Source organism: Streptomyces sp. NPDC059895, assembly GCF_042731035.1.
GTDB lineage: Bacteria > Actinomycetota > Actinomycetes > Streptomycetales > Streptomycetaceae > Streptomyces.
Genome location: NZ_JBHWKO010000011.1, coordinates 200,586 through 225,724 on the forward strand (window position 1 = coordinate 200,586; position 25,139 = coordinate 225,724).

Consider the following 25,139-nt stretch of genomic DNA (forward strand, 5'->3'; position numbering starts at 1 on the left):
TATGGGAGCGCTCCCACTGGTTCAAGGCTTGTTGCTCCTCCCCCTTCTCCGAGCCGCAAGGAGGAACCAGCACCATGGATCCCTCACGCAGACGCCGCGCGGCGCGGCGGCTGTGGACCGCCGTCGTGGCGGCCCTCGCGCTTCCCGTGGCCATGCTGAGCACGAGCACGACTCCCGCCCAGGCGGCGGCCGTCCAGTGCAGCGTGGACTACAAGACCAACGACTGGGGTTCCGGCTTCACCGCGGAACTGACCCTCACCAACCGGGGCACGGACCCGATCAGCGGCTGGGCCCTGACGTACGCCTACGCGGGCAACCAGAAGCTGACCAACGGCTGGAACGGCACCTGGTCGCAGTCCGGTCAGCAGATCACCGTGAACAACGCCTCGTACAACGGGACGGTCGCCGCCGCCGCGGCGGTCACCACGGGCGCGCAGTTCACCTACAGCGGCACCAACGCCGCCCCCACGAGCTTCTCCGTCAACGGCACCCCGTGCACCGGCGCCCATCAGCCCCCCGTCACCGTGCTGACCAGCCCGGCGCCCGGCGCCGTCTACACCCAGGGCGACGCGGTGCCGCTCGCGGCCACCGCGGCGGCCGCCGACGGCGCGACCGTCACCAAGGTCGAGTTCTACGACGACACGGCCCTGCTCGGCACCGACACCAGCGCGCCGTTCTCGCTGTCCGCCTCCGGCTTGACCGTGGGCAGTCATTCCCTGCTGGCGAAGGCGTACGACAGCCTGGGCGCGTCCGCGTCCTCCGCGCCGGTCGGCATCACGGTCGCCTCGGGACCGGCCGTGGTCGCCTCGGCCACCCAGCTCGCCGTGCAGCAGGGCGGGACGGGTTCGTACGAGGTGAAGCTGTCGACGCAGCCGTCGGCGAACGTGACCGTGGCGACCGCCCGGACGAGCGGGAACACGGGCCTGACGGTGACCGGCGGCGCGAGCCTCACCTTCACCCCGTCGAACTGGAGCACCGCCCAGAAGGTGACCCTCACGGGCGACGCCTCCGGCACCGGCTCGGCGACCTTCGAGTCGACGGCCACCGGACACGCCAAGGCCTCGGTCACGGTCACCCAGATCGCCGCGTCGCAGGAGTACGACGCCCGCTTTTTGGAGCTCTACGGCAAGATCACCGACCCGGCGAACGGCTACTTCTCCCCCGAGGGCATCCCCTACCACTCGGTGGAGACGCTGATCGTCGAGGCCCCGGACCACGGCCACGAGACCACGTCGGAGGCCTACAGCTACCTGCTGTGGCTCCAGGCCATGTACGGCAAGGTCACCGGCGACTGGACCCGGTTCAACGGCGCCTGGGAGATCATGGAGAAGTACATGATCCCCACCCACGCCGACCAGCCGACGAACTCCTTCTACAACGCGTCCAAGCCGGCGACCTACGCGCCGGAACTGGACACACCGCAGGAGTACCCGGCGCGGCTGGACGGGACGGTGCCGGTGGGAACGGACCCGATCGCCGCCGAGCTGAAGACCGCGTACGGCACGGACGACGTCTACGGCATGCACTGGCTCCAGGACGTCGACAACGTCTACGGCTACGGCAACTCGCCCGGCAAGTGCGAGGCCGGCCCCTCCGACACCGGCCCCTCCTACATCAACACCTTCCAGCGCGGCGCGCAGGAGTCGGTGTGGGAGACGGTGCCCCAGCCGACCTGCGACAACTTCACGTACGGCGGGACGAACGGGTACCTGGACCTGTTCACCGGTGACGCCTCCTACGCCGAGCAGTGGAAGTTCACCAACGCGCCGGACGCCGACGCCCGGGCCGTGCAGGCCGCGTACTGGGCGGACCTCTGGGCCGACCAGCAGGGCCAGGGCAGCCAGATCTCGGCCACCGTCGCCAAGGCGGCCAAGATGGGCGACTACCTGCGCTACGCGATGTACGACAAGTACTTCAAGAAGGTCGGCAACTGCGTCGGCACCTCCGCCTGCCCCGCGGGCACCGGCAAGGACGCCTCGCACTACCTGCTGTCCTGGTACTACGCCTGGGGCGGCGCCACCGACACCAGCGCCGGCTGGGCCTGGCGGATCGGCTCCAGCCACGCCCACGGCGGCTACCAGAACCCCCTGGCCGCCTACGCGCTCAGCAGCCACGCCGACCTGAAGCCCAAGTCGGCGACGGGCCAGGCGGACTGGGCCACCTCGCTGGACCGGCAGCTGGAGTTCTACCGCTGGCTCCAGTCGTCCGAGGGCGCCATCGCGGGCGGCGCGACCAACAGCTGGGCGGGCCGCTACGCGACCCCGCCGGCCGGCACGTCGACGTTCTACGGCATGTACTACGACCAGCAGCCCGTCTACCACGACCCGCCGTCCAACCAGTGGTTCGGCTTCCAGGCGTGGTCGATGGAGCGGGTCGCCGAGTACTACCAGCAGACGGGCGACGCGGCCGCCAAGACGGTCCTGGACAAGTGGGTCGACTGGGCGCTGTCCGAGACCACCGTGAACCCGGACGGCACCTATCTGATCCCCTCCACGCTCCAGTGGTCGGGCCAGCCCGACACCTGGAACGCCGCCAGCCCGGGAGCCAACAACGGGCTGCACGTCACCGTCGCCGACTACACCAACGACGTCGGTGTGGCCGCCGCGTACGCCAAGACCCTGACGTACTACGCCGACCGCTCCGGTGACACCGAGGCCGCGACGACGGCCAAAGCCCTCCTCGACGGCATGTGGGACAACCACCAGGACAGCCTGGGCATCGCCGTCCCGGAGACCCGCGCCGACTACAACCGCTTCGACGACGCCGTGTACGTCCCGAGCGGCTGGACCGGCACCATGCCGAACGGCGACACGGTGAACTCCTCCTCGACCTTCGACTCGATCAGGTCCTTCTACGAGGACGACCCCAACTGGTCGAAGATCGAGAGCTATCTCGCGGGCGGAGCCGCGCCCGTGTTCACGTACCACCGGTTCTGGGCCCAGGCGGACATCGCCCTGGCCATGGGCTCGTACGCGGAGCTCCTCGAATAAGCCCCCGCTAAGGCTTCGCGTACCGCGCCGGGCGGTCCCCACCGCACAGGGGGCCGCCCGGTCGTCGCGCCCCACCGCGCCCGCTCCCCGTACCTCCTCCCCGCAGCTTCTCCCCGCACCTCCTCCCCCATGGCTCCACATGGCTTCACGAGGAAGGACCCCCACCGTGCGAAGAACCCGCATCCTGACGGCCGTCCTGGCGCTGGCCGCCGGCCTGCTCGCGGGCACCCCGCCCGTACTGGCGGCCGACGCCGGCCCGGACGTGACCCTGGCCGCAGAGTCGTACACCTGGAAGAACGCCCGCATCGACGGCGGCGGCTTCGTCCCGGGAATCGTCTTCAACCGCACCGAGAAGGACCTCGCCTACGCGCGCACCGACATCGGCGGCGCCTACCGCTGGGCGGAGTCGACACAGACGTGGACGCCGCTGCTGGACTCGGTCGGCTGGGCGGACTGGGGGCACACGGGCGTGGTGAGCCTGGCCTCCGACTCCGTCGACCCGGACAACGTCTACGCCGCCGTCGGCACGTACACCAACAGCTGGGACCCGGGCAACGGGGCCGTGCTGCGCTCCGCCGACCGGGGCGCGAGCTGGCAGAAGACGGACCTGCCGTTCAAGCTGGGCGGCAACATGCCCGGCCGGGGCATGGGCGAGCGGCTCGCGGTGGACCCGAACCGCAACAGCGTGCTCTACCTGGGCGCGCCCAGCGGCAAGGGCCTGTGGCGGTCGACGGACTCGGGCGCCACCTGGTCGCAGGTGACGAACTTCCCCAACGTCGGCAACTACGTGCAGGACGCGAGCGACACCTCCGGCTACGCGAGCGACAACCAGGGCATCGTCTGGGTCACCTTCGACGAGTCCACCGGCGGCTCCGGCACCGCCACGCAGACGATCTACGTCGGGGTGGCGGACCTCCAGAACGCGGTGTACCGGTCGACGGACGGGGGCGCGACCTGGAGCAGGCTGGCCGGTCAGCCCACCGGCTACCTGGCGCACAAGGGCGTGCTCGACGCGGAGAACGGCTACCTCTACCTGGCCTACGGCGACAAGGGCGGCCCCTACGACGGCGGCAAGGGCCGGCTGTCGCGGTACGCGACGGCGACCGGCACCTGGACGGACATCAGCCCGGTGGCGGAGGCCGACACCTACTACGGTTTCAGCGGGCTGACCGTCGACCGGCAGAACCCCGGCACCGTCATGGCCACCGCCTACAGCTCCTGGTGGCCGGACACCCAGATCTTCCGCTCCACGGACAGCGGCGGCACCTGGACGAAGGCCTGGGACTACACGTCGTACCCCAACCGCGCCAACCGCTACACGATGGACGTCTCCTCCTCGCCCTGGCTGACCTGGGGCGCCAACCCCTCGCCGCCCGAGCAGACGCCGAAGCTGGGGTGGATGACGGAGTCGCTGGAGATCGACCCGTTCGACTCGAACCGGATGATGTACGGGACGGGGGCGACGGTCTACGGCACGGAGAACCTCACCAACTGGGACAGCGGCGCCCAGTTCACCGTCAAGCCGATGGTGCAGGGCCTGGAGGAGACCGCGGTCAACGACCTCGCCGCTCCCCCGTCCGGTGCCCCGCTGCTGAGCGCCCTCGGTGACATCGGCGGGTTCCGGCACACGGACCTGACGAAGGTCCCGTCGATGATGTTCACCTCGCCGAACTTCACGTCGACGACGAGCCTGGACTACGCCGAGTCCAACCCGAACACGGTGGTGCGGGTCGGCAACCTCGACTCGGGCCCGCACGTGGCGTTCTCGACGGACAACGGCGCCAACTGGTTCGCGGGGACGGATCCCTCGGGCGTGAGCGGCGGCGGGACCGTGGCCGCGGCCGCGGACGGCAGCCGCTTCGTGTGGAGCCCGGCGGGCACGGGCGTCCAGTACACCACCGGTTTCGGCTCGTCGTGGTCGGCGTCGAGCGGCATCCCGGCCGGCGCGATCGTGGAGTCGGACCGCGTCGACCCGTTGACCTTCTACGGCTTCAAGTCGGGGAGGTTCTACGTCAGCACGGACGGCGGCGCGACCTTCACCGCGTCCGCGGCGACGGGCCTGCCCAGCGGTGACAGCGTGCGGTTCAAGGCGCTGCCCGGGGTGGAGGGCGACGTGTGGCTGGCCGGCGGGGCGAGCGACGGGGCGTACGGGCTGTGGCACTCCACCGACGGCGGCGCGACGTTCACCGAACTGTCGAACGTCGAGGAGGCCGACACGATCGGCTTCGGCAAGGCCGCGTCCGGGGCGTCGTACCAGACCCTCTACACCAGCGCGAAGATCGCCGGCGTGCGCGGCGTCTTCCGCTCCACGGACCAGGGCGCCACCTGGACCAGGATCAACGACGACGCCCACCAGTGGGGCTGGACCGGCGCGGCGATCACCGGCGACCCGAGGGTCTACGGCCGTGTCTACGTCGCGACCAACGGCCGCGGCGTCATCTACGGCGACACCTCCGACACCGGGGGCGGGGACGGGGGCGGGGACGGCGGCGGCGGTACGGATCCGACGCCGACGGGCGCCTGCGCCGTGACGTACAGCATCACCAACCAGTGGTCGGGCGGCTTCCAGGCGGACGTGAAGCTCACCAACACGGGGACGAGCGCGTGGTCCGGCTGGAGCCTCGGCTGGACGTTCCCCGACGGGCAGACCGTCTCGCAGATCTGGAACGCCGCGCACACCCAGTCGGGTGCGGCGGTGACGGCGGCGAACGTCGGCTGGAACGCGAACGTGGCGGCCGGCTCGTCGGTGGGCTTCGGCTTCACCGGGAGCTGGTCGGGGACGAACGCGGAACCGACGGCGTTCAAGCTGGGCGAGCAGAGCTGCACGGTCAGCTGACCCGAAGGGGGCGCGTGCCGGATGCGGCACGCGCCCCTGTGCGGTCAGGGGGTGTAGACCGCCGGCCGGGGTGCCGTGGCCATCCCGTTGCCGAGGAAGAAGCTCGGGTGCGGGGGCTGGTTGTAGGCGGTGTTCTGCCAGGCGAGGCCCGTGCGGTACATCGTGTCGTGCAGCAGGGTCGTGATCCTGGTGCTGGTCTCGACCGGGGTCGAGTAGATCCGCAGGGCCGTGTTGTTCGTCGTCGGCCAGACGACCTCCTCGCGCCAGTCGCCGAGGATGTCTCCGGAGAGGGACGGCGTCGCCTTGGTGCTGTTGTTGGAGTGGACGCCGGAGCCGGTCAGCAGGCGGGTGTCGGAGGAGGTGCCGTACTTGTCGATGTTCGTGCCGTCGAGGAGTTCGCGCACGGTGTCGCCGTCCCACCAGGACAGGAAGTTGACGGAGGACGGCTCCCGGCCCTTGGTGGCGCCGGCCTCGTCGCGGATGTACGTGTCGGAGGCCGACCAGACCTCGGCGCCGTCGTTACCGGCGTAGATGTCGCCGGCCACGCCCCGGCCGTTGTCACAGCACGCCGACAGCTGCCAGCGGATCGCGCCGGTCGCCGGGTCGATGTACAGCTCGGCCGGCTGGGAGGTCGACTCCGAGACCTTGAAGTACTCCAGGCCCGACGTCGACGGGTCCAGGTCGCCCAGGTGCTGGGCGTCACCATGGCCGGTCTTCGTGGTCCACAGGCCGCTGCCGTTGTCGTCGACGGCCATCGCGCCGTAGACGATCTCGTCCTTGCCGTCGTTGTCGACGTCCCCGACGGACAGGCTGTGCGAGCCCTGGCCGTCGTACCCCTTGCCGGTGTTGGTGGAGGAGTTGGTGTCGAAGGTCCAGCGGCGGGTGAAGGCGCCGCCCCGCCAGTCCCAGGCGGCGATCACCGTGCGGGTGTAGTAGCCGCGCGCCATGATCAGCGACGGGCGGACGCCGTCCAGGTACGCCGTGCCCGCGAGGAAGCGGTCGACGCGGTTGCCGTAGGAGTCGCCCCACGACGAGACCGTGCCGCGGGCCGGGACGTAGTCGACCGTGCCCAGGGCCCTGCCGGTCTGGCCGTCGAACATGGTCAGGTACTCGGGGCCGGACAGGACGTAGCCGCTGGAGTTGCGGTAGTCGACGGACGAGCTGCCGATGACCGCGCCGGTGCCGTCGACCGTGCCGTCGGCGGTCTTCATGGCCACCTCGGCCCTGCCGTCGCCGTCGTAGTCGTACGCCTGGAACTGCGTGTAGTGGGCGCCGGAGCGGATGTTGCGGCCCAGGTCGATGCGCCACAGCCGGGTGCCGTCGAGCTTGATGCCGTCGACGACCGTGCTGCCGGTGTAGCCCGACTGCGAGTTGTCCTTGGCGTTCGTCGGCTGCCACTTCAGCACGAAGTCCAGTGCCCCGTCGCCGTCGAGGTCGGCGACGGAGGCGTCGTTGGCCTCGTAGGTGTAGGCGACGCCGTCGGGCGTGGTGCCGCCGGAGGGCGCGCTGATGGGCACGTCCGTGTAGCCGGCGCGCAGTTGCACCGCGTGCACGGAGTCGGCCTGTTCCACGCCGCCCACGATCGCGCGGACCGTGTAGTCGGCCTGGGCGGGCGCGCCGGAGTGGAAGTAGTTGGTGGAGCCGGTGATCGGGCTGGAGTTGACCTTGGTGCCGGCCCGGTAGACGTTGAAGGAGATGTCGTTCGGGTCGGTGCCCAGCCAGCGCCAGCTGACCAGGTTGCCGCTGTCGGTGTGCACGCTCACGACGCCGCGGTCGAGTGCCTCGACCTGGCGGGCCGTGGCCGCCTCGGCGGTGTCCGTGGAGAGCGTGGTGAGACCGGCTCCGACCAGCGCGGTCACGGCGGTCACGGCGGCGAGGAGCGCGCCGCGGCGCCGTTTGCGATGCGTGGCCGGGCGCGGCCGCGGGTGCGGGTGCGGGTGCTGCACGGGGGGACCTCCCGGTGGGGACGGACAGGTTGTCGCCCGTCAGTCGCCGCCGGGCGACGGGGGGTTGCCGGGGTGCGTCACGTTGTTTTCGGGGAGATGACGCGCGGCCGAGTCAGCCCTCCCCCGGCGGCACGGCCGGTTTCCGGAACGCCCGGAGGGTGAACACGGGGTCCGGGCGGGGCCGGTCCTGGTCGGGCAGCCGGGCCAGCCGCTCGGCGAACCGGTCCGCGAGCGGCTCCCCGGGCGGCAGCGTGACGAACCAGCCGCGCCGCAGGTCGGCGACCGTACGGCGGGGCGAGCGGCCCTGCCCCCGGCCGGGGAAGCGGGCCCGCCCGGCCGGGACCAGGCCGCACGCGCGGGCGTGGGCCTCGACGCGGGACGCCTCGTCGCGGGCGGCCCGGGGCGGCCGGGAGGCGAGCACGGCGTCGATGTCGCTGCCGACGTTGTGCGCGGCGGCCTTGTCGACCGTGGTGACCCAGACGCCGCCGGGCCGCAGCACCCGGGCGCACTCGCCGACGATCCGGCGCACGTCCGCGTCGCCCTCCGGCAGGTGCAGCAGCCAGACGCTGCTGACGGCGTCGAACTCGCCGTCGCGGAAGGGCAGTCGGCGGCTGTCGGCGCGGACGACGGCGCCGGGCAGGCGTACGGCGGCCTGGCGGACCATCTCGGACGCCAGGTCGACGCCGGTCACCCGCAGGCCGTCGCGCCCGGCCGCGAACCTGCGGGTGACGATGCCCGTGCCGCAGGCGACGTCGAGCAGACTGCGGGCCGGGGCCGGGACCAGGCCTAGGACGGCCTCCGCGGCGGCGGCCGCCCGGGGCTCGCCGCCGCGGGAGGCGTCGTAGCGTCCGGCTTCCTCTTCGTAGTCCAGCACGCCCGCTCCCCCCTCCGCGCTCCGTCCGGTCCGTCGCGCGGGTCAGTGGGCCCCGTGGCCCGGGGCGAGCTCCTCCACCCGTCTGGCGAGCTCGAAGTCGAACTCGGTGACGGCGCCGCCCGCGCTGTGCGTGTGCACGGCGAGGGACACCGTGCGGTAGCCGAGGGTGAGGTCGGAGTGGTGGTCGAGTTCGTCCTGGACCTGCGCCACGTGGACGACCAGGGCGGTGGCGGCGAAGTGGGAGGCGAGCCGGTAGGAGCGGGTGAGGCGGCCGGCCTCGAGGGACCAGCCGGGCAGCTCGGCCAGCCGCTCCTCGATCTCCTTCTGCGACAGCGGTTCCACGGCCATGCGCCGGCTCCCTTCAGGGGTGTCGCGTACCCGTCCAGCCTGCCACAGAACAGGCCTGGCGGCCCTGGTCAGAGCGTTCCCGGACGGCCGGCGGGCCACGCCCGCCCGTCGGCGCCCGGCCGGACCCGCCCCGAACGCCTCGTGCGGGACGCCACCCCTCGGCTACGGTCGCGGGCATGACGACCGTCGAGACCGGCACCGCCGCCCCCGCCACCTCCCCCGCCGCCCCGTCCAGCCGGGGCGCGGGCCCGCTGCTGCGGGCCTGGCGGCAGCGGCGGCGGCTCAGCCAGCTGGAGCTGGCCCTGCGCGCGGACTCCTCGGCCCGGCACGTCAGTTTCGTCGAGACCGGCCGCTCGCGGCCCAGCGAGGAGATGGTGCTGCGGCTCGCCGAGCACCTCGACGTCCCCGTGCGCGAGCGCAACGCGCTGCTGCTGGCGGCGGGGTACGCCCCGCGCTACCGCGAGACCCCGCTGGACGACCCGGCGCTGCACGGGCTGCGCGCGGGCGTTCAGCGCCTGCTGCGGGGCTACGAGCCGTACCCGGCGCTGGTGGTGGACGCCCTGTACGACGTGCAGGCGGCCAACCGCGGGATCATGATGCTGCTGGACGGCGTCCCCGAGTCCCTGCTGACGCCGCCGCTGAACGCGATGCGCCTGACCCTCCACCCGCGGGGCCTCGCGCCGCGCATCCGCAACCTGCCGGAGTGGCGGCGGCACCTGCTGGCCCAGATGGAGCGCCAGATCGCCCTGCACCGCTCCGCCCCGCTGCGGGAGCTGTACGAGGAGGTCGCGGCCTATCCGGTGCCCGGGACCGTCTCCCCGTGCGAACCGGCCGAGCCGGTGCCCTGCGTCGCGCTGCCGCTGCGGATCGAGCACGGGGGGCGGACGCTGTCGTTCGTCTCCTCCATCTCCACGTTCAACACCCCGATGGACGTGACCGTCGCCGAACTGGCCATCGAGACGTTCCTCCCGGCCGACCCGGAGACGGTCGCGTACCTGCACGCGCTGTCCGGCTGAGCCGCCGTCAGCCGCGCCGGGCCGCCCGCAGCGCAAGGTGCTGGAGCACCGCGAGAGCGGCCACCACCAGCGCCTGGAGCACCGTCCAGACCGCGCCCACCGCGGTCGGTGACAGCCAGGCGGCGAGCGCGCAGGCGCTAGGGCGCTTCTGATGGATCTCCGTGGAAGAAGGAGCGGCGTTCGGTGCGTGCTCTCGGTGTGCGGTGCGGAGGGTCATGTGGCGGAGCCACCTGGCCCTCCGCACCGTGCGGCGAGAGTGCGCACCGAACGCCGCGACGCCGCGGAGATCCATCAAAAACGCCCTAAGCGCCGACCAGGCGAGGTTGACCTCGACCACCGCCCTCACGGCCGGCGCGGCCGGACGGGCGCGGGAGGCGAGGAGACCCACCGCGGCCGCGTACGCCGTCAGGAAGAGGCCGAGTCCGAGCAGCAGCCCCGGGGCGACGCCGAGGAGCCCGCCGAGCGGACCGGAGACGGCGAGGTAGGCGAGGCCGTTGACGGCGGTGACCACGGCGTCCACGGCGTCCACGGCGTCCACGGCGTCCACGGCGAGGAACGGCGCAGGGCGCTGTGCGGCTCGGCGGTGCGGGCGAGCGCGGTGAGCGCGGCGGGCTGCGGGGCGGGCCGCACCGCGGGCTGCGCGGCGGTTCGGGATGTGGGCAGGGTCGCGGACATGACGCATCACCCTCCGTCGAGGTCGGTACGCGGGCGGGGACGGCGGGTCCGGGCCGGAGTGCGCCGGCCCGGACCCGCCGCCTCCACGATCCCGCCCGCGGCGGACCGGGTCGATTACCCACGGGGTCATGCCGGCCGCCACGCCCGGCCGTCCGGTGCCGTCCGGCCGTCCGGTGCCGCCCGGTGGGGTCGTCCCGCCGTCGCCCCTGTGGAAGCACCGCCGCGGCATGACACACTGGCCCGCGTGCCTCGACACGTAGGGGAGACGTGGCGTGAGTGAACGACGGCCCGCGCCCACGGTGGGCCAGGTGGTACTCGGCAGACGGCTTCAGGAGCTGCGCGAGGCGGCCGGCCTCGGCCGTGACGAGGCGGCCCGCGCGCTGCGCGTGGCCCAGGCGACCGTGCGGCGCATGGAGACGGCCGAGGTCGCGCTGAAGATCCCGTACGTGCAGGTGCTGCTGGAGACGTACGGGGTGTCCGAGGAGGAGACCGCCGCGTTCGTCGCGCTCGCCGAGGAGGCGAACCGCCCCGGCTGGTGGCAGCGCTTCCACGACGTGCTCCCGGAGTGGTTCAGCCTGTACGTGAGCCTGGAGGGCGCGGCACGGATGATCCGCTCCTACGAACCGCACTTCGTGCCGGGCCTGTTGCAGACCGAGGCGTACGCGCGGGCCGTGCTGGAGGCCGGGACGGTCGGGCGGACCAGCCCGGAGGCGATCGAGCGGCACGTGTCGCTGCGCATGGCCCGGCAGCGGCTGCTGGACGGCCCGAACCCGCCGCACCTGTGGGTGGTGATGGACGAGACGGTGCTGCGCCGCCCGGTGAGCGTCGACCCCTCGGTGATGTACGAGCAGTTCGACAAGCTGCTGGAGTTCGCCGACCGCGACCGGATCACGTTGCAGGTCGCCGAGCTGGCCGACGGCCCGCACCCGGGGACGTCCGCGCCGTTCTCGCTCTTCCGCTTCGCCGAGCCCGAGCTGCCGGACATGGTCGTCACCGAGTACCTGTCCGGCGCCCTGTACCTGGACTCGCGCAAGGAGGTCTCCCTGCACCTGGAGGTCCTCGACCACATGACGGCGCACGCCGCGTCGGCACAGCGCACCGTCACGCTCCTGCGGGAACTCCGCGGGACCCCGTGAGCACGGCCGTCACCACCGATCCCACCACCAGGAGAAGACCCCGCATGACCGGATCCGAGTCCGCAGCGCCCGTCCGCGTCGACACCAGCAGGCCGCATCCGGCGCGCGTGTACGACTGGTGGCTGGGCGGCAAGGACAACTATCCCGTGGACGAGCGGCTGGCCCGCCGGATCCTCGCCGTGGACGGCACGGTGGTGCGCGGGGCGCGCGCCAACCGCCGGTTCATGCACCGGGCCGTGCGGGCCGTCGCCGGGGCCGGGGTGCGCCAGTTCCTGGACATCGGGACCGGCATCCCCACCGAGCCCAACCTGCACCAGGTGGCGCAGGGCGTGGCCCCGGAGTCGAGGGTGGTGTACGCCGACAACGACCCGATCGTGCTGCGGCACGCGGAGGCGCTGCTGCACGGTTCCCCCGAGGGGGCCACCCAGTACGTGCACGCCGACGTCCGCGACCTGGACACCCTGCTGGACCGGGCGGGCGAGACCCTGGACCTCGGCCGGCCGGTCGCCCTGTCGCTGGTGGCGCTCACCCACTACCTGGACGAGGACCCGGCCGGCGACGACGTGTACGGGCTGCTCCGGACGTACATGGCGGCGCTCGCACCGGGCAGTCATCTGATCCTGTCCCAGGTCACCCCCGATCTGAACCCCGAGGCCATCGCGAAGGCGGCGGACAGCTTCCGGCAGAGCGGCACCCCCTTCCACCCGCGCTCGCTGGCGGAGTTCTCCCGCTTCTTCGAGGGCCTGGAGCTGCTGGGCCCGGGCGTCATCCCGGTCACCGGCTGGCGGCCGGAGCCGGAGGACGTGGCCGTCCAGGCCGAGGGCATCGTGCCGGTGTACGCGGGGGTCGCCCGCAAACCCTGAGGCGCCGGTGCCGGGTGACCCGTACGGGCGCCGTGAACGGGTGCGCTCCCGCGCCCGCCCCTAGGTTCGAGACAGGGGGCGGGACTCGGGACGCAGGAGGCTGCCGCTGGTGCCGGTGGAGAACGTCCGCATCCCGCGCGGACGGCAGACCGCGGACGACGACGAGGAGGTCCGATGCCCGGTTTCGAGGTGCTGTACCAGGCGGCGGCGCTCTGCCTGACCTACCCGGACGACGACTTCCGGGCCCGGCTGCCGCTGCTGCGCGAGGCGGCCCCGCAGCTGCGGGAGTTCACCGACCACGCGGCCGTGACACCGCAGCGGGACCTCCAGGCGCACTACGTGGAGGTCTTCGACGTCGAGAACCGGCACAGCCTGTACCTGAGCCGGTGGAACGACGGCGACACCCGGCGGCGCGGGATGTCGCTGGGCCGGTTCAAGGACCTCTACCGTGCCCACGGCCTGGAGTTCACCGGCGAGGAGCTGCCCGACTTCCTGCCCGCGGTCCTGGAGTTCACCTCGCGCACCGGCGACACCGGACCGCTCGTCGAGCACCGCGCCGCCCTGGCGCGGCTGCGCTCCCGGCTCACCGCCGCCGGAACGCCGTACGCGTGCGTGCTGGACGCGGTGTGCGCCACCCTGCCGCCCACCCCCGCCGGAGGCCGCCGCTGACCGTCCTCCTCCGGGGCGTCCTGCCCCGCGCCGCGTGCGTGCGGCGTCGCCGCCGTGGCCGTCAGGCGGCCGGGCCGCGGGCGTCCTTGCCGGTGTCCTTGTCGTCGTCGACGATCTCCGCGTCCACCACGGTCTCCTCGTCCCGCGGCGGGCCGCCCGGCCCGGTGCCGTCGGCCGTCGGCCGCTGCTGCTCGGCCTGCGCGTACATCGCCTGGCCCATGCGCTGGCTGACCGTGGCGAGCTTGTCGACGCCGTCCCGCAGGGCCGCCGTGTCGGCGTTCCGCTCCAGCAGGGCCTTCAGGTCGGCGGCGGCCGACTCGACCTCGGACCGGGTGTCGGCGGGGATCCGGTCGGCGTTGTCGCGGAGGAACTTCTCCGTCTGGTAGACGAGTTGCTCGGCCTGGTTGCGGGTCTCGGCCGCCTCCCGGCGCTTGCGGTCCTCCTCGGCGTACTGCTCGGCCTCCCGCATCATGCGGTCGATGTCGTCCTTCGGGAGCGCCGAACCCCCGGTCACCGTCATCTTCTGCTCCCGGCCGGTGGCGAGGTCCTTCGCGGAGACGTGCATGATCCCGTTGGCGTCGATGTCGAAGGCCACCTCGATCTGCGGCACCCCGCGCGGGGCCGGCGGCAGGCCCGTCAGATCGAAGACACCGAGCTTCTTGTTGTACGCGGCGATCTCGCGTTCGCCCTGGTAGACCTGGATGCCGACCGAGGGCTGGTTGTCGGCGGCGGTGGTGAAGATCTCCGAACGGCGGGTGGGGATCGTGGTGTTGCGTTCGATGAGCCTGGTCATGATGCCGCCCTTGGTCTCGATGCCGAGGGACAGCGGGGTGACGTCGAGGAGCAGTACGTCCTTGACGTCCCCGCGCAGGACACCCGCCTGGAGGGCGGCGCCGACCGCCACCACCTCGTCGGGGTTGACGCCCTTGTGCGGGTCCTTGCCGGTCAGCTCCCGCACCAGCTCCGTCACGGCGGGCATCCGGGTCGAGCCGCCGACGAGGATGACGTGGTCGATCGCGGACAGCTTGACGCCGGCGTCCTCGACGGCCTGGTGGAAGGGCCTGCGGCAGCGGTCCAGCAGGTCGGCCGTGAGCTCCTGGAACTGGGCGCGGGTCAGTTTCTCGTCGAGGTGGAGGGGGCCCTCGGCGCCGGCCGTGACGTAGGGGAGGTTGATCGTCGTCTCGGAGGAGCTGGACAGCTCGATCTTCGCCTTCTCGGCGCCCTCGCGCAGCCGTTGCAGCGCCATCCGGTCGGTGCCGAGGTCGATGCCGTACTGCCCCTTGAACCTCTTCACCAGGTACTCGACGATCCGCTGGTCCCAGTCGTCGCCGCCGAGGTGGGTGTCGCCGTTGGTGGCCTTGACCTCGATGACGCCGTCGCCGATCTCCAGGAGGGAGACGTCGAAGGTGCCGCCGCCGAGGTCGAAGACGAGGACGGTCTGCTCCTCGCCGCGGTCGAGGCCGTAGGCGAGGGCGGCGGCGGTGGGCTCGTTGATGATCCGCAGGACCTTCAGGCCGGCGATCTCCCCGGCCTCCTTCGTGGCCTGCCGCTGGGCGTCGTCGAAGTAGGCGGGCACCGTGATCACCGCGTCGGTGACGTCCTCGCCGAGGTAGGACTCGGCGTCCCGCTTCAGTTTCTGCAGGACGCGGGCGGACAGCTCCTGGGCGCGGTAGCGGGTGCCGTCCACGTCGCCCCGGTCCGGGAAGCGCCAGTGCGCGTCGCCCATGTGGCGCTTGACCGAGCGGGCGGTGCGGTCGACGTTGGTCACGGCCTGCCGCTTGGCGACCTCGCCGACGAGCACCTCGCCGTTCTTGGCGAAGGCCACGACCGACGGCGTGGTCCTGGCGCCTTCCGCGTTGGCGATGACCGTGGGTTCGCCGCCCTCCAGGACGGCCACCACCGAGTTCGTGGTGCCGAGATCGACACCGACCGGACGTCCCATCGCTGTCCCCTTCCGCCAGGGAGCCCCGCACTCCAGGACTTCCAGCACAAAACGTGCGCGGGCTCCTGTCAATGGGGGGCCGTTCGCGCGCCGCGGACGTCCGGCGGACCGCCCCGCCGGCCCTGCGGTCAGCGGGACGGGTGCCCGTCGTCGAGGGGGGACGACAGGCACGCGGTCGGCGGTGCGCCGGGGGTGCGAGGCGTCCGTGGCGGACGTCCGGCACCCCCGGGCGGATGCCGTGCCGTGCCGGCTCAGGCGAGCTTCGCCGACAGGGTGATCGGTACGGCCTTCAGGGCCTGGCTGACCGGGCAGTTGACCTTGGCCTCCTCGGCGGCGGCGACGAACGCCTCCTCGTCGAGGCCGGGCACGGTGCCCTCCACGGTCAGGTGGATGCCCGTGATGCCCTCACCCGGCTGGAAGGTGACGTCTGCCGAGGTGACGAGCTTGGCGGGCGGGTTGCCCGCGCCGGCGAGGGCGTGCGAGAAGGCCATCGAGAAGCAGCTGGAGTGGGCGGCCGCGATCAGCTCCTCGGGGCTGGTCTTTCCGTTCGCCTCCTGGCTGCGGGCGGCCCACGTCACGGGCTGCTCCCCGATGGCCCCGGAGGAGTCGAAGGCGATGACGCCGTTGCCCTCGGTCAGGCTGCCTTCCCAGACGGTGTGTGCGGAGCGCGTGGTGGCCACGACGGGATTCCTTTCCAAGACGGACGATGACGGCCGGGCGGTCCCGTTGCCGGGTGCCCGGCCCCATCCGATCACACCTGGGCCCTCCGCACGTGACGGACACCGGACACGACGACGGATCACGGCCGGCCACCCGCCCCCGGGTTCGTCCTCAGGCGGCGCGCTCCTCCCGGACCGTTCGCAGGGGCACCTGGGGGCCGTCGGACTCGCGCAGCCAGCGGCGCAGGACGCGGTGGACGTGCTCGGCGCCGACCAGGTCCGCACCGTGGGGGACGGGGGTGGACAGGGACAGCGGGGACAGCAGGAACGGCTTGGTCTGGGCGCCGCCGAGGCCGCCGTGGGAGCCGATCTGCTCCTCGAAGGCGAGGACCTCGCCGTCGGCGGGGTCGTGGAAGGAGTTGACCATGATGTCGGCGGCGTGCGGGAAGGAGTGGGTGCGCCGGACCGCCTCGGCGGCCCCGGGGCCGAACGCGGCGAGCGGACCCGGCTCCTCGTCGAGCCGGTCCACGGGGATCTGCGCCCCGTACGCGCCGAGCACCACGCCGCCGTGCTCCTCGCTGCGGACGAGGAGGAAGCCTATGCCGGGGTGGTTGGCGAGCGTGGAGAGCAGGGCGGGGTGCCGGGCGTCGATCTCCTCCTTGCTCATCCGGTGCGGCACGTCGGGGAAGGAGACCAGGCCGAGGTTGCCGGAGGCCAGCACGACCGGCTCCGAGCGGCGGGACGGGCGGTGCTGCTCGCCGCCCTCCTCCACCGGCCGGCGCAGGGCCGCCCGGACCGCGGCGCGCGCCTCGGCGCCGCTGCGGGTGCGCTGCGCCCTGCGCGGCACGGGCAGCCCGCAGCCGGCCCGCACCAGATCGGCGAGGGTGAGGCCGTAGCGGGAGCGGAAGGTCTCGCCGGGGCTCTGGCCGTGGTCGGACAGGACGACGATCCGGTACGGCCGCGGCGCGTGCTCGGCGACGTTCTCGACGAGCGCCAGCGCCCGGTCGAGGCGGGTGAGCACCTGCTCGGCGTCGCGGCTGAGCGGCCCGGAGTGGTGGGCGACCTCGTCGTAGGCGACGAGGTCGGCGTAGACGGCGGTGCGGCCGGCGAGCATGTCGCCCGTCACGGCGGCGACCACGACGTCCCGTTCGACGACGGTGGCGAAGGCGCGGACGAGGGGGTAGAGCCCGCCGCGGGCGACGCGCGGGCGCTCCTTGCGCAGCCGGGCCCGGGTGGACTGGCCGATCTCGCGGGCGGCGTCCGCGACGAACGACAGGGCGGTGCGGACGGCGTTGGCGGGGTCGGAGAAGTACGCGAAGTAGCCGGCGCGGGAGCGGGTCGCGCGGGAGCGCCGGCGGGCCGCGATGGACAGCACCAGGGCCTGTTCGCCGGCGCCGCCGCCGAAGAGGTTGCCGCGGCTGGCGCCGTCGGCGGAGAGCAGTCCGCCGTCGCCGGTGCGCTCGACCGCGCGGCGCTGGAGTTCGGCGGCGCTGGTGGGACGGTTGCAGACCATCACCTCCCGGGTGTCCTTCTCGTACCAGCGGAAGGCGGGCACGTCGTGGTTGCTGCCGTGCAGGATGCCGAGCTGGCTCGCGCCGGTCTGGCTGGACCAGTCGGTGCGCCACGGGGTGAGGCGGTGGGTGGCGGGCGGGCCCTGCCGCGGGCCGTGGCCGAGCCAGCGGGCGGCCGTCGGCATGAGCCCCTTGCCGACGGCGGTGAGGAGGACGTCGTGGCCGACGCCGTCGAGCTGGAGGAAGACGGTGCCGGGGGTGGCGGGGCAGGCCGGGCCGCCCCGGCGGCGGCGGTCGGCGAGGCGGTACAGGCGGTGCCGGTAGGCGTCGTCGTCGCGGACGGCGAGGGCGCCTCCGGTCGCGGAGGCGACGGCGGACATCACGGCGGCGACGATGACGGCCGTCTCGGGGGCCGCCTCGCTCTGCCCGGAGGGGTTCAGCCGCAGGGCGAGCAGGAGCAGCGAGCCGTTGAGGAAGAACACCAGCAGGCCGAGGACGAGGGCCGGCACGAGCAGCAGCAGACGGACCAGGAGGGGCCACACCAGGGCCGACAGCAGACCGAACACGCCCGCGCCGGCGGCGGCGGTGACGGCGATGGTGGTGGCGCTGTCGCCGGAGGGCGACTGGAGTCTGAAGTCCGGCAGGATCCCCGCGAGGACGAGCATCGTGACCGTGGACACCCCCCACACCGCGACGCTCCGCCCGGTCTGACCGACGGCCCGCCGCCAACGCCTCGCACCCACGCCCCGAACACCTCTCCATCCGGCCCCGTCACCCGCGGGAGCCGTCTCCACCCTGCCACACCGCCCCGGCCGCCACGGGCGGGGTCAGCCTCCGTCGTACCCGGCGGTCGGCATCGACAGCCTGCGGTGCACCCGGGCCTTCATCTGCGCGTCGTAGGCGGGTTCCGCGCAGCCCACCGTCTCCACCCGCGCCCCGCGCCGCGCGCACTCCGCGAGGAACTCCTCCACCGAGGACAGGGCGCTCTCGAGCACCCGCCGGCTGGGCGCGACGAACAGGTCGACGCCGGGCCGGACCCCGTCCCACAGCACGTCGTGGTCGGCCCGCAGGCCCCGCACGAGCAGTTCGCGGCTGACGACGTAGCCGCGCTCCGCGGCCCACCGCGCGCACATCGCGTGCTGGCTGCGGGAGTCCACCAGGAAGGGATCGGCGTCCAGCTCCTCCAGCGGCGTCAGACTCGCGATCGCCGTGACCCGCACCGGTCCCATGGCGTCCCCCCTCACCTCCGGGTTTCGCCGCCGACCCTACCCCTGCCCGTAGGCTTCGGGGGAGTCGCGCGAAGGAGGCAAAGAGGTGCCGGTGGAGATCACCTGGTGGGGTCACGCCACCTGCACGGTCGAGGATTCGGACGTCCGTGTGCTCACCGATCCCCTGTTCGCCCGCAGGCTGGCGCATCTGCGCCGCCGCCGGGGCGCGCTGCCGCCGCCCGAGGCCGGGCGCGCGGACGTGGCGCTCGTGTCGCACCTGCACTCCGACCATCTGCACGTGCCCTCGCTGGCGCGCCTCGCGCCGGGCACGCGCCTGCTGGTGCCCCGGGGCGCGCCGCGCGCCGTGCCCGGTCTGCGGCGCCTGACGCACCTGCGGCTGAGCGAGATGGCGCCGGGCGAGGAGACGTCCGTCGGCGACCTGCGGATCCGGGCCGTGCCGGCGCTGCACGACGGACGGCGGCTGCCGCTGGGACCGCACCGCTGCCCCGCCCTCGGGTACGTCGTCGAGGGCGCGGCCCGCACGTACTTCGCGGGTGACACGGGCCTGTTCGAGGACATGGCCAAGGAGGTCGGCCCGGTCGACGTGGCGCTGCTGCCGGTCGGCGGGTGGGGGCCGTACCTCGGGGAGGGGCACCTGGACGCCGGGCGCGCGGCCGAGGCGCTGGCCCGGCTGGCGCCGCGGAGCGCGGTACCGGTGCACTACGGCACGTACTGGCCCATCGGGCTGGACGCCGTGCGCCCCCATGAATTCCATGCGCCGGGTGACGAGTTCGTGCGCCGGGCGGCGGAGCGGGCACCGGAGGTGGCCGTACACCGGCTCGGACACGGGGAGAGCGTGCGTCTGGAGGCCACGTCGTGACGCCGTCGCTGTCGGCCTCGGTCGTCACCGTCATACCGACCGAGTCCACGCAGCAGGCGCTGGGCTATCCGTCGCTGTTCCTGCTGGTGCTGATCGGCGCGCTGGTGCCGGTGGTGCCGACCGGGGCGCTGGTGAGCACGGCGGCCGTGGTCGCCTTCCACCGGACGGCGCCGTTCTCGCTGGCGCTGCTGTTCCTGACGGCGTCCCTGGCGGCCTTCCTGGGGGACGTGGCGCTGTACTGGCTCGGGCGGCGCGGGCTGAAGTCGAAGAACGGCTCGCGCTGGCTGGAGGCGATCCGGTCGCGGGCGCCGGAGGAGCGGCTCGGACAGGCGCAGGCCAAGCTGGCCGACCACGGCACGGCGGTGCTGGTGCTGTCCCGGCTGGTGCCGGCGGGCCGGATACCGGTGATGCTGGCCTGCCTGCTGGCCGAGTGGCCGCTGCGCCGCTTCGCGCGGGGCAACCTGCCGGCCTGTCTGGCCTGGACGGTGACCTACCAGCTCATCGGCATCCTGGGCGGTTCGCTGTTCCCGGAGCCGTGGGAGGGCGTGGTCGCCGCGGTCGCGCTGACCGTGCTGATCAGCGCGGCCCCGAGCGTATGGCGCCGGGTACGCAGGACGAGGGCGGCCTGAGGACCGGGCGCGCGGGACCGGACCGGGGATGTCCTGGGCGGCACTGTCCACGACCTCCCCGGACAGCCGGACAGAACGCCTAGTCCAGGATCCGGGAGCCCCCCACCGGCAGGTCCCACAGGTCCTCGCGGGCCCGTCCCGCCGCCTCCCAGGCGGCCCGCACCCGGGTGAGGGGTTCGAGGACCGGCTCGGCGGAGAGCACGAACGTCCCCCAGTGCATGGGGGCCATCCGGCGCGCCCCCAGGTCCTGCGCGGCCCGTACCGCCTCCTCCGGGTCGCAGTGGACGTCGCTGAGCCACCAGCGGGGGTCGTAGGCGCCGATGGGCAGCAGGGCGAGGTCGATGCCGGGATGGCGCCGGCCGATGCGGGAGAACCAGTGGCCGTACCCGGTGTCGCCCGCGAAGTACACGCGCTGCCCGTCGGGGGCGGTCAGCACCCAGCCGCCCCACAGCGAGCGGCAGGTGTCGGTGAGGGTGCGCTTGGACCAGTGGTGGGCGGGGACGAAGTCGAAGCGGACGCCGGACAGTTCGGCCGCCTCCCACCAGTCGAGCTCGGTGACGCGGGTGAAGCGGCGCCGCCGGCACCAGCGGCCGAGCCCGGCCGGCACGAACAGGGGCGTGTCGCGCGGGAGCCGGCGCAGGGTGGGCGCGTCCAGATGGTCGTAGTGGTTGTGGCTGATGACGACCGCGTCCACGGGCGGCAGCGCCTCCCAGGGGACGCCCACGGGCGTGATGCGGGCCGGGGTGCCGAGGATCCGGCGGGACCAGACCGGGTCGGTCAGGACGGTCAGGCCGCCGACGCGGACCACCCAACTGGCGTGTCCGGCCCAGGTGACGGCGACGGTGCGGGCGTCCACGCGGGGCAGCGGGCCGGGTGCGACCGGCACCCCGGAGATGTCGGCGAGGCCCTCCTTGCCGGGGCGTACGGAGCCCTCGCGGGCGAACCGGGCGAGGGACTTGAGGCCGGGCAGCGGCGCGGTCAACCGGTCGTGGAAGGTGCGCGGCCACGACCGCGGCTCGCCGAGCGGGCGGGGCTCGGCGAGCGGCGGGACGGGGGACGCCGGCGGGACGGCCCCCGGGGGGCCGGGCCTCGCCGGGGCCGGGGCCGGAGCCGGAGCCGGAGCAGGGGGGCCGGCTTCCCGTACGGGCGCGGTCACCACGGTGGTGCTCGCGGTGGTGCTCGCGGTGGTGCTCGCGGTGGTGCTCGCGGTGGTGCTCGCGGTGGTGCTCGCGGTGGTGCTCGCGGTGGTGCTCGCGGTGGCGGTCGGACCCGTGGCCGTGGCAGCGGGGGTGGTGGTGGTCGACTCGGACTGCTGCGTCATCGAGGAGGCTCCCATCGCCGAGCTTCGTCACGGAGATCGTCGAAGACCGACCTCAGAAGGGTCAACGCGCGTTGCACGTGGGGCAGTTCCAACGGGGTGGGGGACGTGAGGCAGCGGGCGCGCTCCGGGTCCGTGCCGCCCAGCAGGTCGCCGGTGGACAGCCGGACGCGCAGCGCCCCGAGGTCGTCCCCGAAGCGGTGACCGCCCGGCGCGGGCAGGCCGAGCCGGGCGGTGAGGAGGTCCTCCAGGTCCTGCGCGTCGCCGACGCCCCGCGCGGACAGCGCCGGGTGCAGGGGTGCGAGGTCGACGTACAGGTGCCGGCCGGCCCGCGGCGGCCGGGCGAGGGCGCCCGCGGCCTCCACGGCGGCGTGCGCGGCGGCGGCCACGCGCGCGTGCAGGCGTACGGCGTCCCGCAGGCGCGCGGTGAGGGGTTCGGGCTCGGTCAGGGCATGGGCGGCGGCCGCGGCGACCGGCGCGGCGACGCGGGCGTCGAGGGCGGTGAGGACGTCGAGCACGCGTGCGCGGAGGGCCTCCCCGTCGGCCGTGCCGGGGAAGCGCGCGACGGCGGCCGGCCAGCCCGAGGGCAGCAGCGCGCCGGCGAGGTCGCTGACGACGGTGACCCGCTCGGGCAGCATCTCGGCGGGGCTCACCAGCACGGTGTCGTGCGGGAGGTGCAGGGTGTCGCGCCAGGTCTCGTCGCTGACGAGGTGCAGGCCCTCCGCGGCGGCGGCCTCCACGGCCTCGTGCAGCACCTCGGGCGGGGCGACGGTGGCGGTGGGGTCGTCGGCGACGGACAGCACCAGCAGCCGCGGGTCGCCCCCCTCCTCCCGGACCCGGCGCACGGTCTCCAGCAGGGCGAACGGGTCCGGAACGCCTCCGCACTCGGCGGGCGTCGCCACATGGAAGACGGGTCGTCCCAGCAGGCGGGCGTCCGGCACCCACCAGGCCGCGCAGGGCCTCGGCACGAGGACGTCACCGCCGAGGGCCGCGGTCAGCGCGAGCAGCAGGGCGGGGGCGCCGGGGCCGGCCACGACCCGCTCGGACCCGGTGGGCGTGCCGCGCCGCTCCCAGTAGCCGCAGGCGGCCTCGCGCAGGGCGGTCCCGCCGCCGACGGGTTCGCCGCCGGCCCGGGTGGCGGAGGCGGCGAGCACCTCGGCGAGGGCGGGCGGTACGGGCAGTCCGTCCGGGGGGAGCTGCGGGCCGTAGCGGACGGGCCCGTGCCCTCCCGGTTCCGTCCGCCGCATGAGGTCCTCCGCGCAGTCCGTCCCTGGTGCCCTGTGCTGTCGCCGCCCGGTGGGTGCCCCGCCCCTCGGCACGGGAACCGGCGGCCGGCCCGCGTGCCGGGTGGTGCGTGGGGTCCCGTTCGGGGCCGGGTGTGCTCTCGGGCTCTGAGTACCCCGCGGGGCGTCCTCCCATGGCCGTCCGCCCGGGTTGCGCCGGTCACAGCGCGGCGCGGACCGGCCCGCGCGCCGTGTCAGGCGTCCTCCCGCGGGCCGCGACGGCACAGCCGGTGCCCGGCGGCGCCGAGCGCACCGGCGATCAGCAGCCCTCCGGCGGCCAGCGCGGGCACGGAGACACCGAACGCGCCGCCGGCCCCGGCCCGGACACCGTGCTGGACGGACGGGGGCCCGCAGGAGGGGTCGTCATGGCCGCGCGGGCAGGGTTCGGCGGCGGCGCACTCCTCGTCGTGACCCTTCGGGCAGGAGGTGTCCGGCGCGCAGGAGGTTCCGTGCTCCCGTGCCGCGCACGTCTTGCCGCCGTCGCACTCCGCGTCGTGGGCGGGGGCGGGAGCGCACTCCGGCTTGCCGCCGCTGTCGCAGTCGGCGCCCTGGGACGGGGTGCACTCCGGCTTGCCGCCGCTGTCACAGTCGGCGCCCTGGGACGGGGTGCACTCCGGCTTGCCGCCACTGTCGCAGTCCGCGCCCTGCCCGGGGGCGCACTCCGGCCCGCCGCCGCTGTCGCAGTCGGCACCCTGGGACGGGGAGCAGGCCGGACCGCCGCCGCTCTCGGCCCGGGTGACGCCGAAGGTGGCGCTCCACGGCGCGACCTGCCCACCGGGCGGTGCCGGGCAGGTGCCGTCCACGGTCCAGGCGGAGCCGGTGGAGGCGGAGCCGGTGGGGGCGGAGTCTGTGGAGGCGGAGCCGGTGGAGGCGGAGCCGGTGGAGGCGGAGCCAGTGGAGGCGGAGCCGGTGGGGGCCGTCTCCCGCGGGGCGTCGAGTGCGTCGGCGGGGGCGATCCGGGCGGTACCGCGGTAGACGGGGCCGGTCAGCTCGTCGCCACCGGGTATGAGGCTCAGCCGGACGGTGCCCTCGGCGAAGGCGTCCGAGGTGGCCTCCAGGGTGGCGGGGGCGGGAGCGCCGAGGGGGTCGCAGGAGACGGAGACGGTGACGCTGCCGTCCGGGGCGGCCGTGGCCGGGCCCGTCTCGGCTGTCGGATCCGCGGAAGCGGCCGGGGCGGCACCGGCCAGCACGGCACCGGCCAGAGCGGCGACGGACAGGACACGGGCGGTGCGGCGCATGGGGCGGCTCCTTCGGCCTGCGACTGCGGGACACGACGTCCATGCCCCACGGCCATGACAGCCCGCACCGCCCACGACCGCGCGCGGCCGCCCGCCATTGGCGGGAGAAGAGCCCGCCGACCGGGTGACGTTCCGTGCGGAAGCGTGGAAGGCCCCGCGAGGAGTGCGGGAGCCGCCCCCCGCACACGCCCACGGCTCCGGGTCGACGCCGCAAGGTCCACGCCGCGTCCGTGTCCGCGTCCGCGCCCGCGCCCGCGCCTATGGCAACATCCGCGCCTATGGCACGTCCGTGCCTACGCCGCGTCCTTCAGTACCTGCTCCCGCAACCGGTCGCAGCAGCGGTTGATCAGCCGGGACACGTGCATCTGCGAGATGCCGAGCTGCTCGGCGATCCGGCTCTGCGTCATGTCCCCGAAGAACCGCAGGTAGAGGATGGTCCGCTCGCGCTCCGGCAGCGCGGCCAGGCGTGGTTTCACGGCCTCCCGGTCGACCACCGTGTCGAGGGCGGGGTCGGACTCCCCCAGCGCGTCGCCCAGGGAGTAGCCGGCGTCACCGCCGGGCACCTCGGCGTCCAGGGACAGCGCGGTGAAGCTCTCCAGCGCCTCCAGCCCCTCCCGCACCTCCTCCTCGCTCAACTGCGCGCACGCGGCGATCTCGGCGTCGGTGGGGCGGCGTCCGGAGACGGTCCGGGACAGGTCCTGGCAGGCGATCCGGACCCGGTTGCGCAGGTCCTGGACGCGGCGCGGGACGTGCAGCGTCCACAGGTGGTCGCGGAAGTGGCGCTTGATCTCGCCGGTGACGGTGGGGACGGCGTAGCTCTCGAAGGCGTGGCCCCGGTCGGGGTCGTAGCGGTCGACGGCCTTGACCAGGCCGAGGGCGGCGACCTGCCGCAGGTCCTCGTAGCTCTCGCCGCGGCTGCGGAAGCGTCCGGCGAGACGGTCCGCCATCGGCAGCCAGGCCTCGACGATCTCGGCGCGCAGCGTGTTCCGCCCGGGGCCCGGCGGCAGGGCCGCGAGCCGGCGGAAGGCCCGGTCGGTGTCGGGGGCGTCGTCGTGCGGGTGGTGCCTCGCGCTCGCTCGGTTCGGCATGATGCGTAGCAACTCCCTTGGAAGTGCTCT

Annotated in this window: 20 protein-coding genes; 8 read left to right on the plus strand and 12 right to left on the minus strand. The window is 74.0% G+C overall.

All coding sequences use genetic code 11. The features are described 5' to 3' along the window. Positions 1 to 74 precede the first annotated feature (74 nt). Together ACFV9M_RS16055 and ACFV9M_RS16060 are read left to right on the plus strand one after the other, a co-directional pair. The gene (locus ACFV9M_RS16055; protein ID WP_385069074.1) at positions 75 to 2,990 is read left to right on the plus strand and encodes a glycoside hydrolase family 48 protein; all 2,916 of its coding nucleotides are present in this window, start codon (positions 75 to 77) and stop codon (positions 2,988 to 2,990) included. A gap of 166 nt (positions 2,991 to 3,156) precedes the next feature. After that, the gene (locus ACFV9M_RS16060; RefSeq protein WP_385069072.1) at positions 3,157 to 5,826 is read left to right on the plus strand and encodes a cellulose binding domain-containing protein; all 2,670 of its coding nucleotides are present in this window, start codon (positions 3,157 to 3,159) and stop codon (positions 5,824 to 5,826) included. A 44-nt stretch (positions 5,827 to 5,870) separates the two neighbouring features. On the opposite strand, the gene ACFV9M_RS16065 is transcribed toward ACFV9M_RS16060, so the two are convergent. From ACFV9M_RS16065 to ACFV9M_RS16075, 3 genes are all read right to left on the minus strand, one after another. Beyond that, on the minus strand, positions 5,871 to 7,772 hold the full coding sequence (locus ACFV9M_RS16065; protein ID WP_385069071.1) for a rhamnogalacturonan lyase: 1,902 nt from the start codon (positions 7,770 to 7,772) through the stop codon (positions 5,871 to 5,873). 112 nt (positions 7,773 to 7,884) lie between these two features. After that, on the minus strand, positions 7,885 to 8,646 hold the full coding sequence (locus ACFV9M_RS16070) for a class I SAM-dependent methyltransferase (RefSeq protein WP_385069069.1): 762 nt from the start codon (positions 8,644 to 8,646) through the stop codon (positions 7,885 to 7,887). Positions 8,647 to 8,688: 42 nt separating this feature from the next. Further along, a complete protein-coding gene (locus ACFV9M_RS16075) occupies positions 8,689 to 8,994 on the minus strand; it encodes a 4a-hydroxytetrahydrobiopterin dehydratase (RefSeq protein ID WP_385069067.1) in 306 nt (101 codons plus the stop codon). A 176-nt stretch (positions 8,995 to 9,170) separates the two neighbouring features. Here ACFV9M_RS16075 and ACFV9M_RS16080 point away from each other — a divergent pair, with 176 nt between their 5' ends. Then, entirely contained in the window at positions 9,171 to 10,010 is an 840-nt protein-coding gene (locus ACFV9M_RS16080) for a helix-turn-helix domain-containing protein (protein WP_385069065.1), read from the plus strand. Positions 10,011 to 10,017: 7 nt separating this feature from the next. Here ACFV9M_RS16080 and ACFV9M_RS16085 read toward each other — a convergent pair whose 3' ends face one another. After that, the gene (locus ACFV9M_RS16085) at positions 10,018 to 10,557 is read right to left on the minus strand and encodes a hypothetical protein (protein WP_385069063.1); all 540 of its coding nucleotides are present in this window, start codon (positions 10,555 to 10,557) and stop codon (positions 10,018 to 10,020) included. Positions 10,558 to 10,957: 400 nt separating this feature from the next. On the opposite strand from ACFV9M_RS16085, the gene ACFV9M_RS16090 reads away from it, so the two are divergent. The 3 genes from ACFV9M_RS16090 to narJ all read left to right on the plus strand — a co-directional run bounded on the left by ACFV9M_RS16090 (position 10,958) and on the right by narJ (position 13,353). Continuing rightward, positions 10,958 to 11,821: a helix-turn-helix domain-containing protein gene (locus tag ACFV9M_RS16090; protein WP_385069061.1), complete on the plus strand. Its 864-nt coding sequence runs from the start codon at positions 10,958 to 10,960 to the stop codon at positions 11,819 to 11,821. Positions 11,822 to 11,865: 44 nt separating this feature from the next. Further along, entirely contained in the window at positions 11,866 to 12,684 is an 819-nt protein-coding gene (locus tag ACFV9M_RS16095) for an SAM-dependent methyltransferase (protein WP_385069060.1), read from the plus strand. Between the two features lie 174 nt (positions 12,685 to 12,858). Next, complete coding sequence (gene narJ / locus ACFV9M_RS16100) at positions 12,859 to 13,353, plus strand: nitrate reductase molybdenum cofactor assembly chaperone (RefSeq protein WP_385069058.1); 495 nt, start codon at positions 12,859 to 12,861, stop codon at positions 13,351 to 13,353. Between the two features lie 61 nt (positions 13,354 to 13,414). Here narJ and dnaK read toward each other — a convergent pair whose 3' ends face one another. The 4 genes from dnaK to ACFV9M_RS16120 form a co-directional block, all read right to left on the minus strand. Next, positions 13,415 to 15,295, minus strand: a complete 1,881-nt coding sequence (gene dnaK / locus ACFV9M_RS16105) for a molecular chaperone DnaK (protein ID WP_385069056.1) — start codon at positions 15,293 to 15,295, stop codon at positions 13,415 to 13,417. A 251-nt stretch (positions 15,296 to 15,546) separates the two neighbouring features. Continuing rightward, positions 15,547 to 15,975, minus strand: a complete 429-nt coding sequence (locus tag ACFV9M_RS16110) for an OsmC family peroxiredoxin (RefSeq protein WP_385069054.1) — start codon at positions 15,973 to 15,975, stop codon at positions 15,547 to 15,549. A gap of 151 nt (positions 15,976 to 16,126) precedes the next feature. Continuing rightward, positions 16,127 to 18,208, minus strand: a complete 2,082-nt coding sequence (locus tag ACFV9M_RS16115; protein WP_385069052.1) for a phage holin family protein — start codon at positions 18,206 to 18,208, stop codon at positions 16,127 to 16,129. 84 nt (positions 18,209 to 18,292) lie between these two features. Then, positions 18,293 to 18,694 (minus strand): hypothetical protein, encoded by a 402-nt coding sequence (locus ACFV9M_RS16120; RefSeq protein ID WP_385069050.1) that lies wholly within the window; start codon positions 18,692 to 18,694, stop codon positions 18,293 to 18,295. A gap of 85 nt (positions 18,695 to 18,779) precedes the next feature. Here ACFV9M_RS16120 and ACFV9M_RS16125 point away from each other — a divergent pair, with 85 nt between their 5' ends. Beyond that, entirely contained in the window at positions 18,780 to 19,553 is a 774-nt protein-coding gene (locus ACFV9M_RS16125; RefSeq protein ID WP_385069048.1) for an MBL fold metallo-hydrolase, read from the plus strand. Then, the gene (locus tag ACFV9M_RS16130) at positions 19,550 to 20,182 is read left to right on the plus strand and encodes a DedA family protein (protein ID WP_385069046.1); all 633 of its coding nucleotides are present in this window, start codon (positions 19,550 to 19,552) and stop codon (positions 20,180 to 20,182) included. The genes ACFV9M_RS16125 and ACFV9M_RS16130 overlap by 4 nt, the downstream gene beginning before the upstream one ends. A gap of 79 nt (positions 20,183 to 20,261) precedes the next feature. Here ACFV9M_RS16130 and ACFV9M_RS16135 read toward each other — a convergent pair whose 3' ends face one another. The 4 genes from ACFV9M_RS16135 to ACFV9M_RS16150 all read right to left on the minus strand — a co-directional run bounded on the left by ACFV9M_RS16135 (position 20,262) and on the right by ACFV9M_RS16150 (position 25,109). Then, positions 20,262 to 21,503 carry an MBL fold metallo-hydrolase gene (locus tag ACFV9M_RS16135; protein WP_385069045.1) on the minus strand — a complete coding sequence of 414 codons (1,242 nt, stop codon included), beginning with the start codon at positions 21,501 to 21,503 and terminating at the stop codon, positions 20,262 to 20,264. Next, the gene (locus ACFV9M_RS16140; RefSeq protein ID WP_385069043.1) at positions 21,500 to 22,747 is read right to left on the minus strand and encodes an aminotransferase class I/II-fold pyridoxal phosphate-dependent enzyme; all 1,248 of its coding nucleotides are present in this window, start codon (positions 22,745 to 22,747) and stop codon (positions 21,500 to 21,502) included. Before ACFV9M_RS16140 ends, ACFV9M_RS16135 begins: the two co-directional genes overlap by 4 nt. 230 nt (positions 22,748 to 22,977) lie before the next feature. Beyond that, the gene (locus ACFV9M_RS16145) at positions 22,978 to 24,021 is read right to left on the minus strand and encodes a hypothetical protein (protein ID WP_385069041.1); all 1,044 of its coding nucleotides are present in this window, start codon (positions 24,019 to 24,021) and stop codon (positions 22,978 to 22,980) included. A gap of 293 nt (positions 24,022 to 24,314) precedes the next feature. Then, positions 24,315 to 25,109, minus strand: a complete 795-nt coding sequence (locus ACFV9M_RS16150; protein ID WP_385069039.1) for an RNA polymerase sigma factor SigF — start codon at positions 25,107 to 25,109, stop codon at positions 24,315 to 24,317. Positions 25,110 to 25,139: the final 30 nt, after the last annotated feature.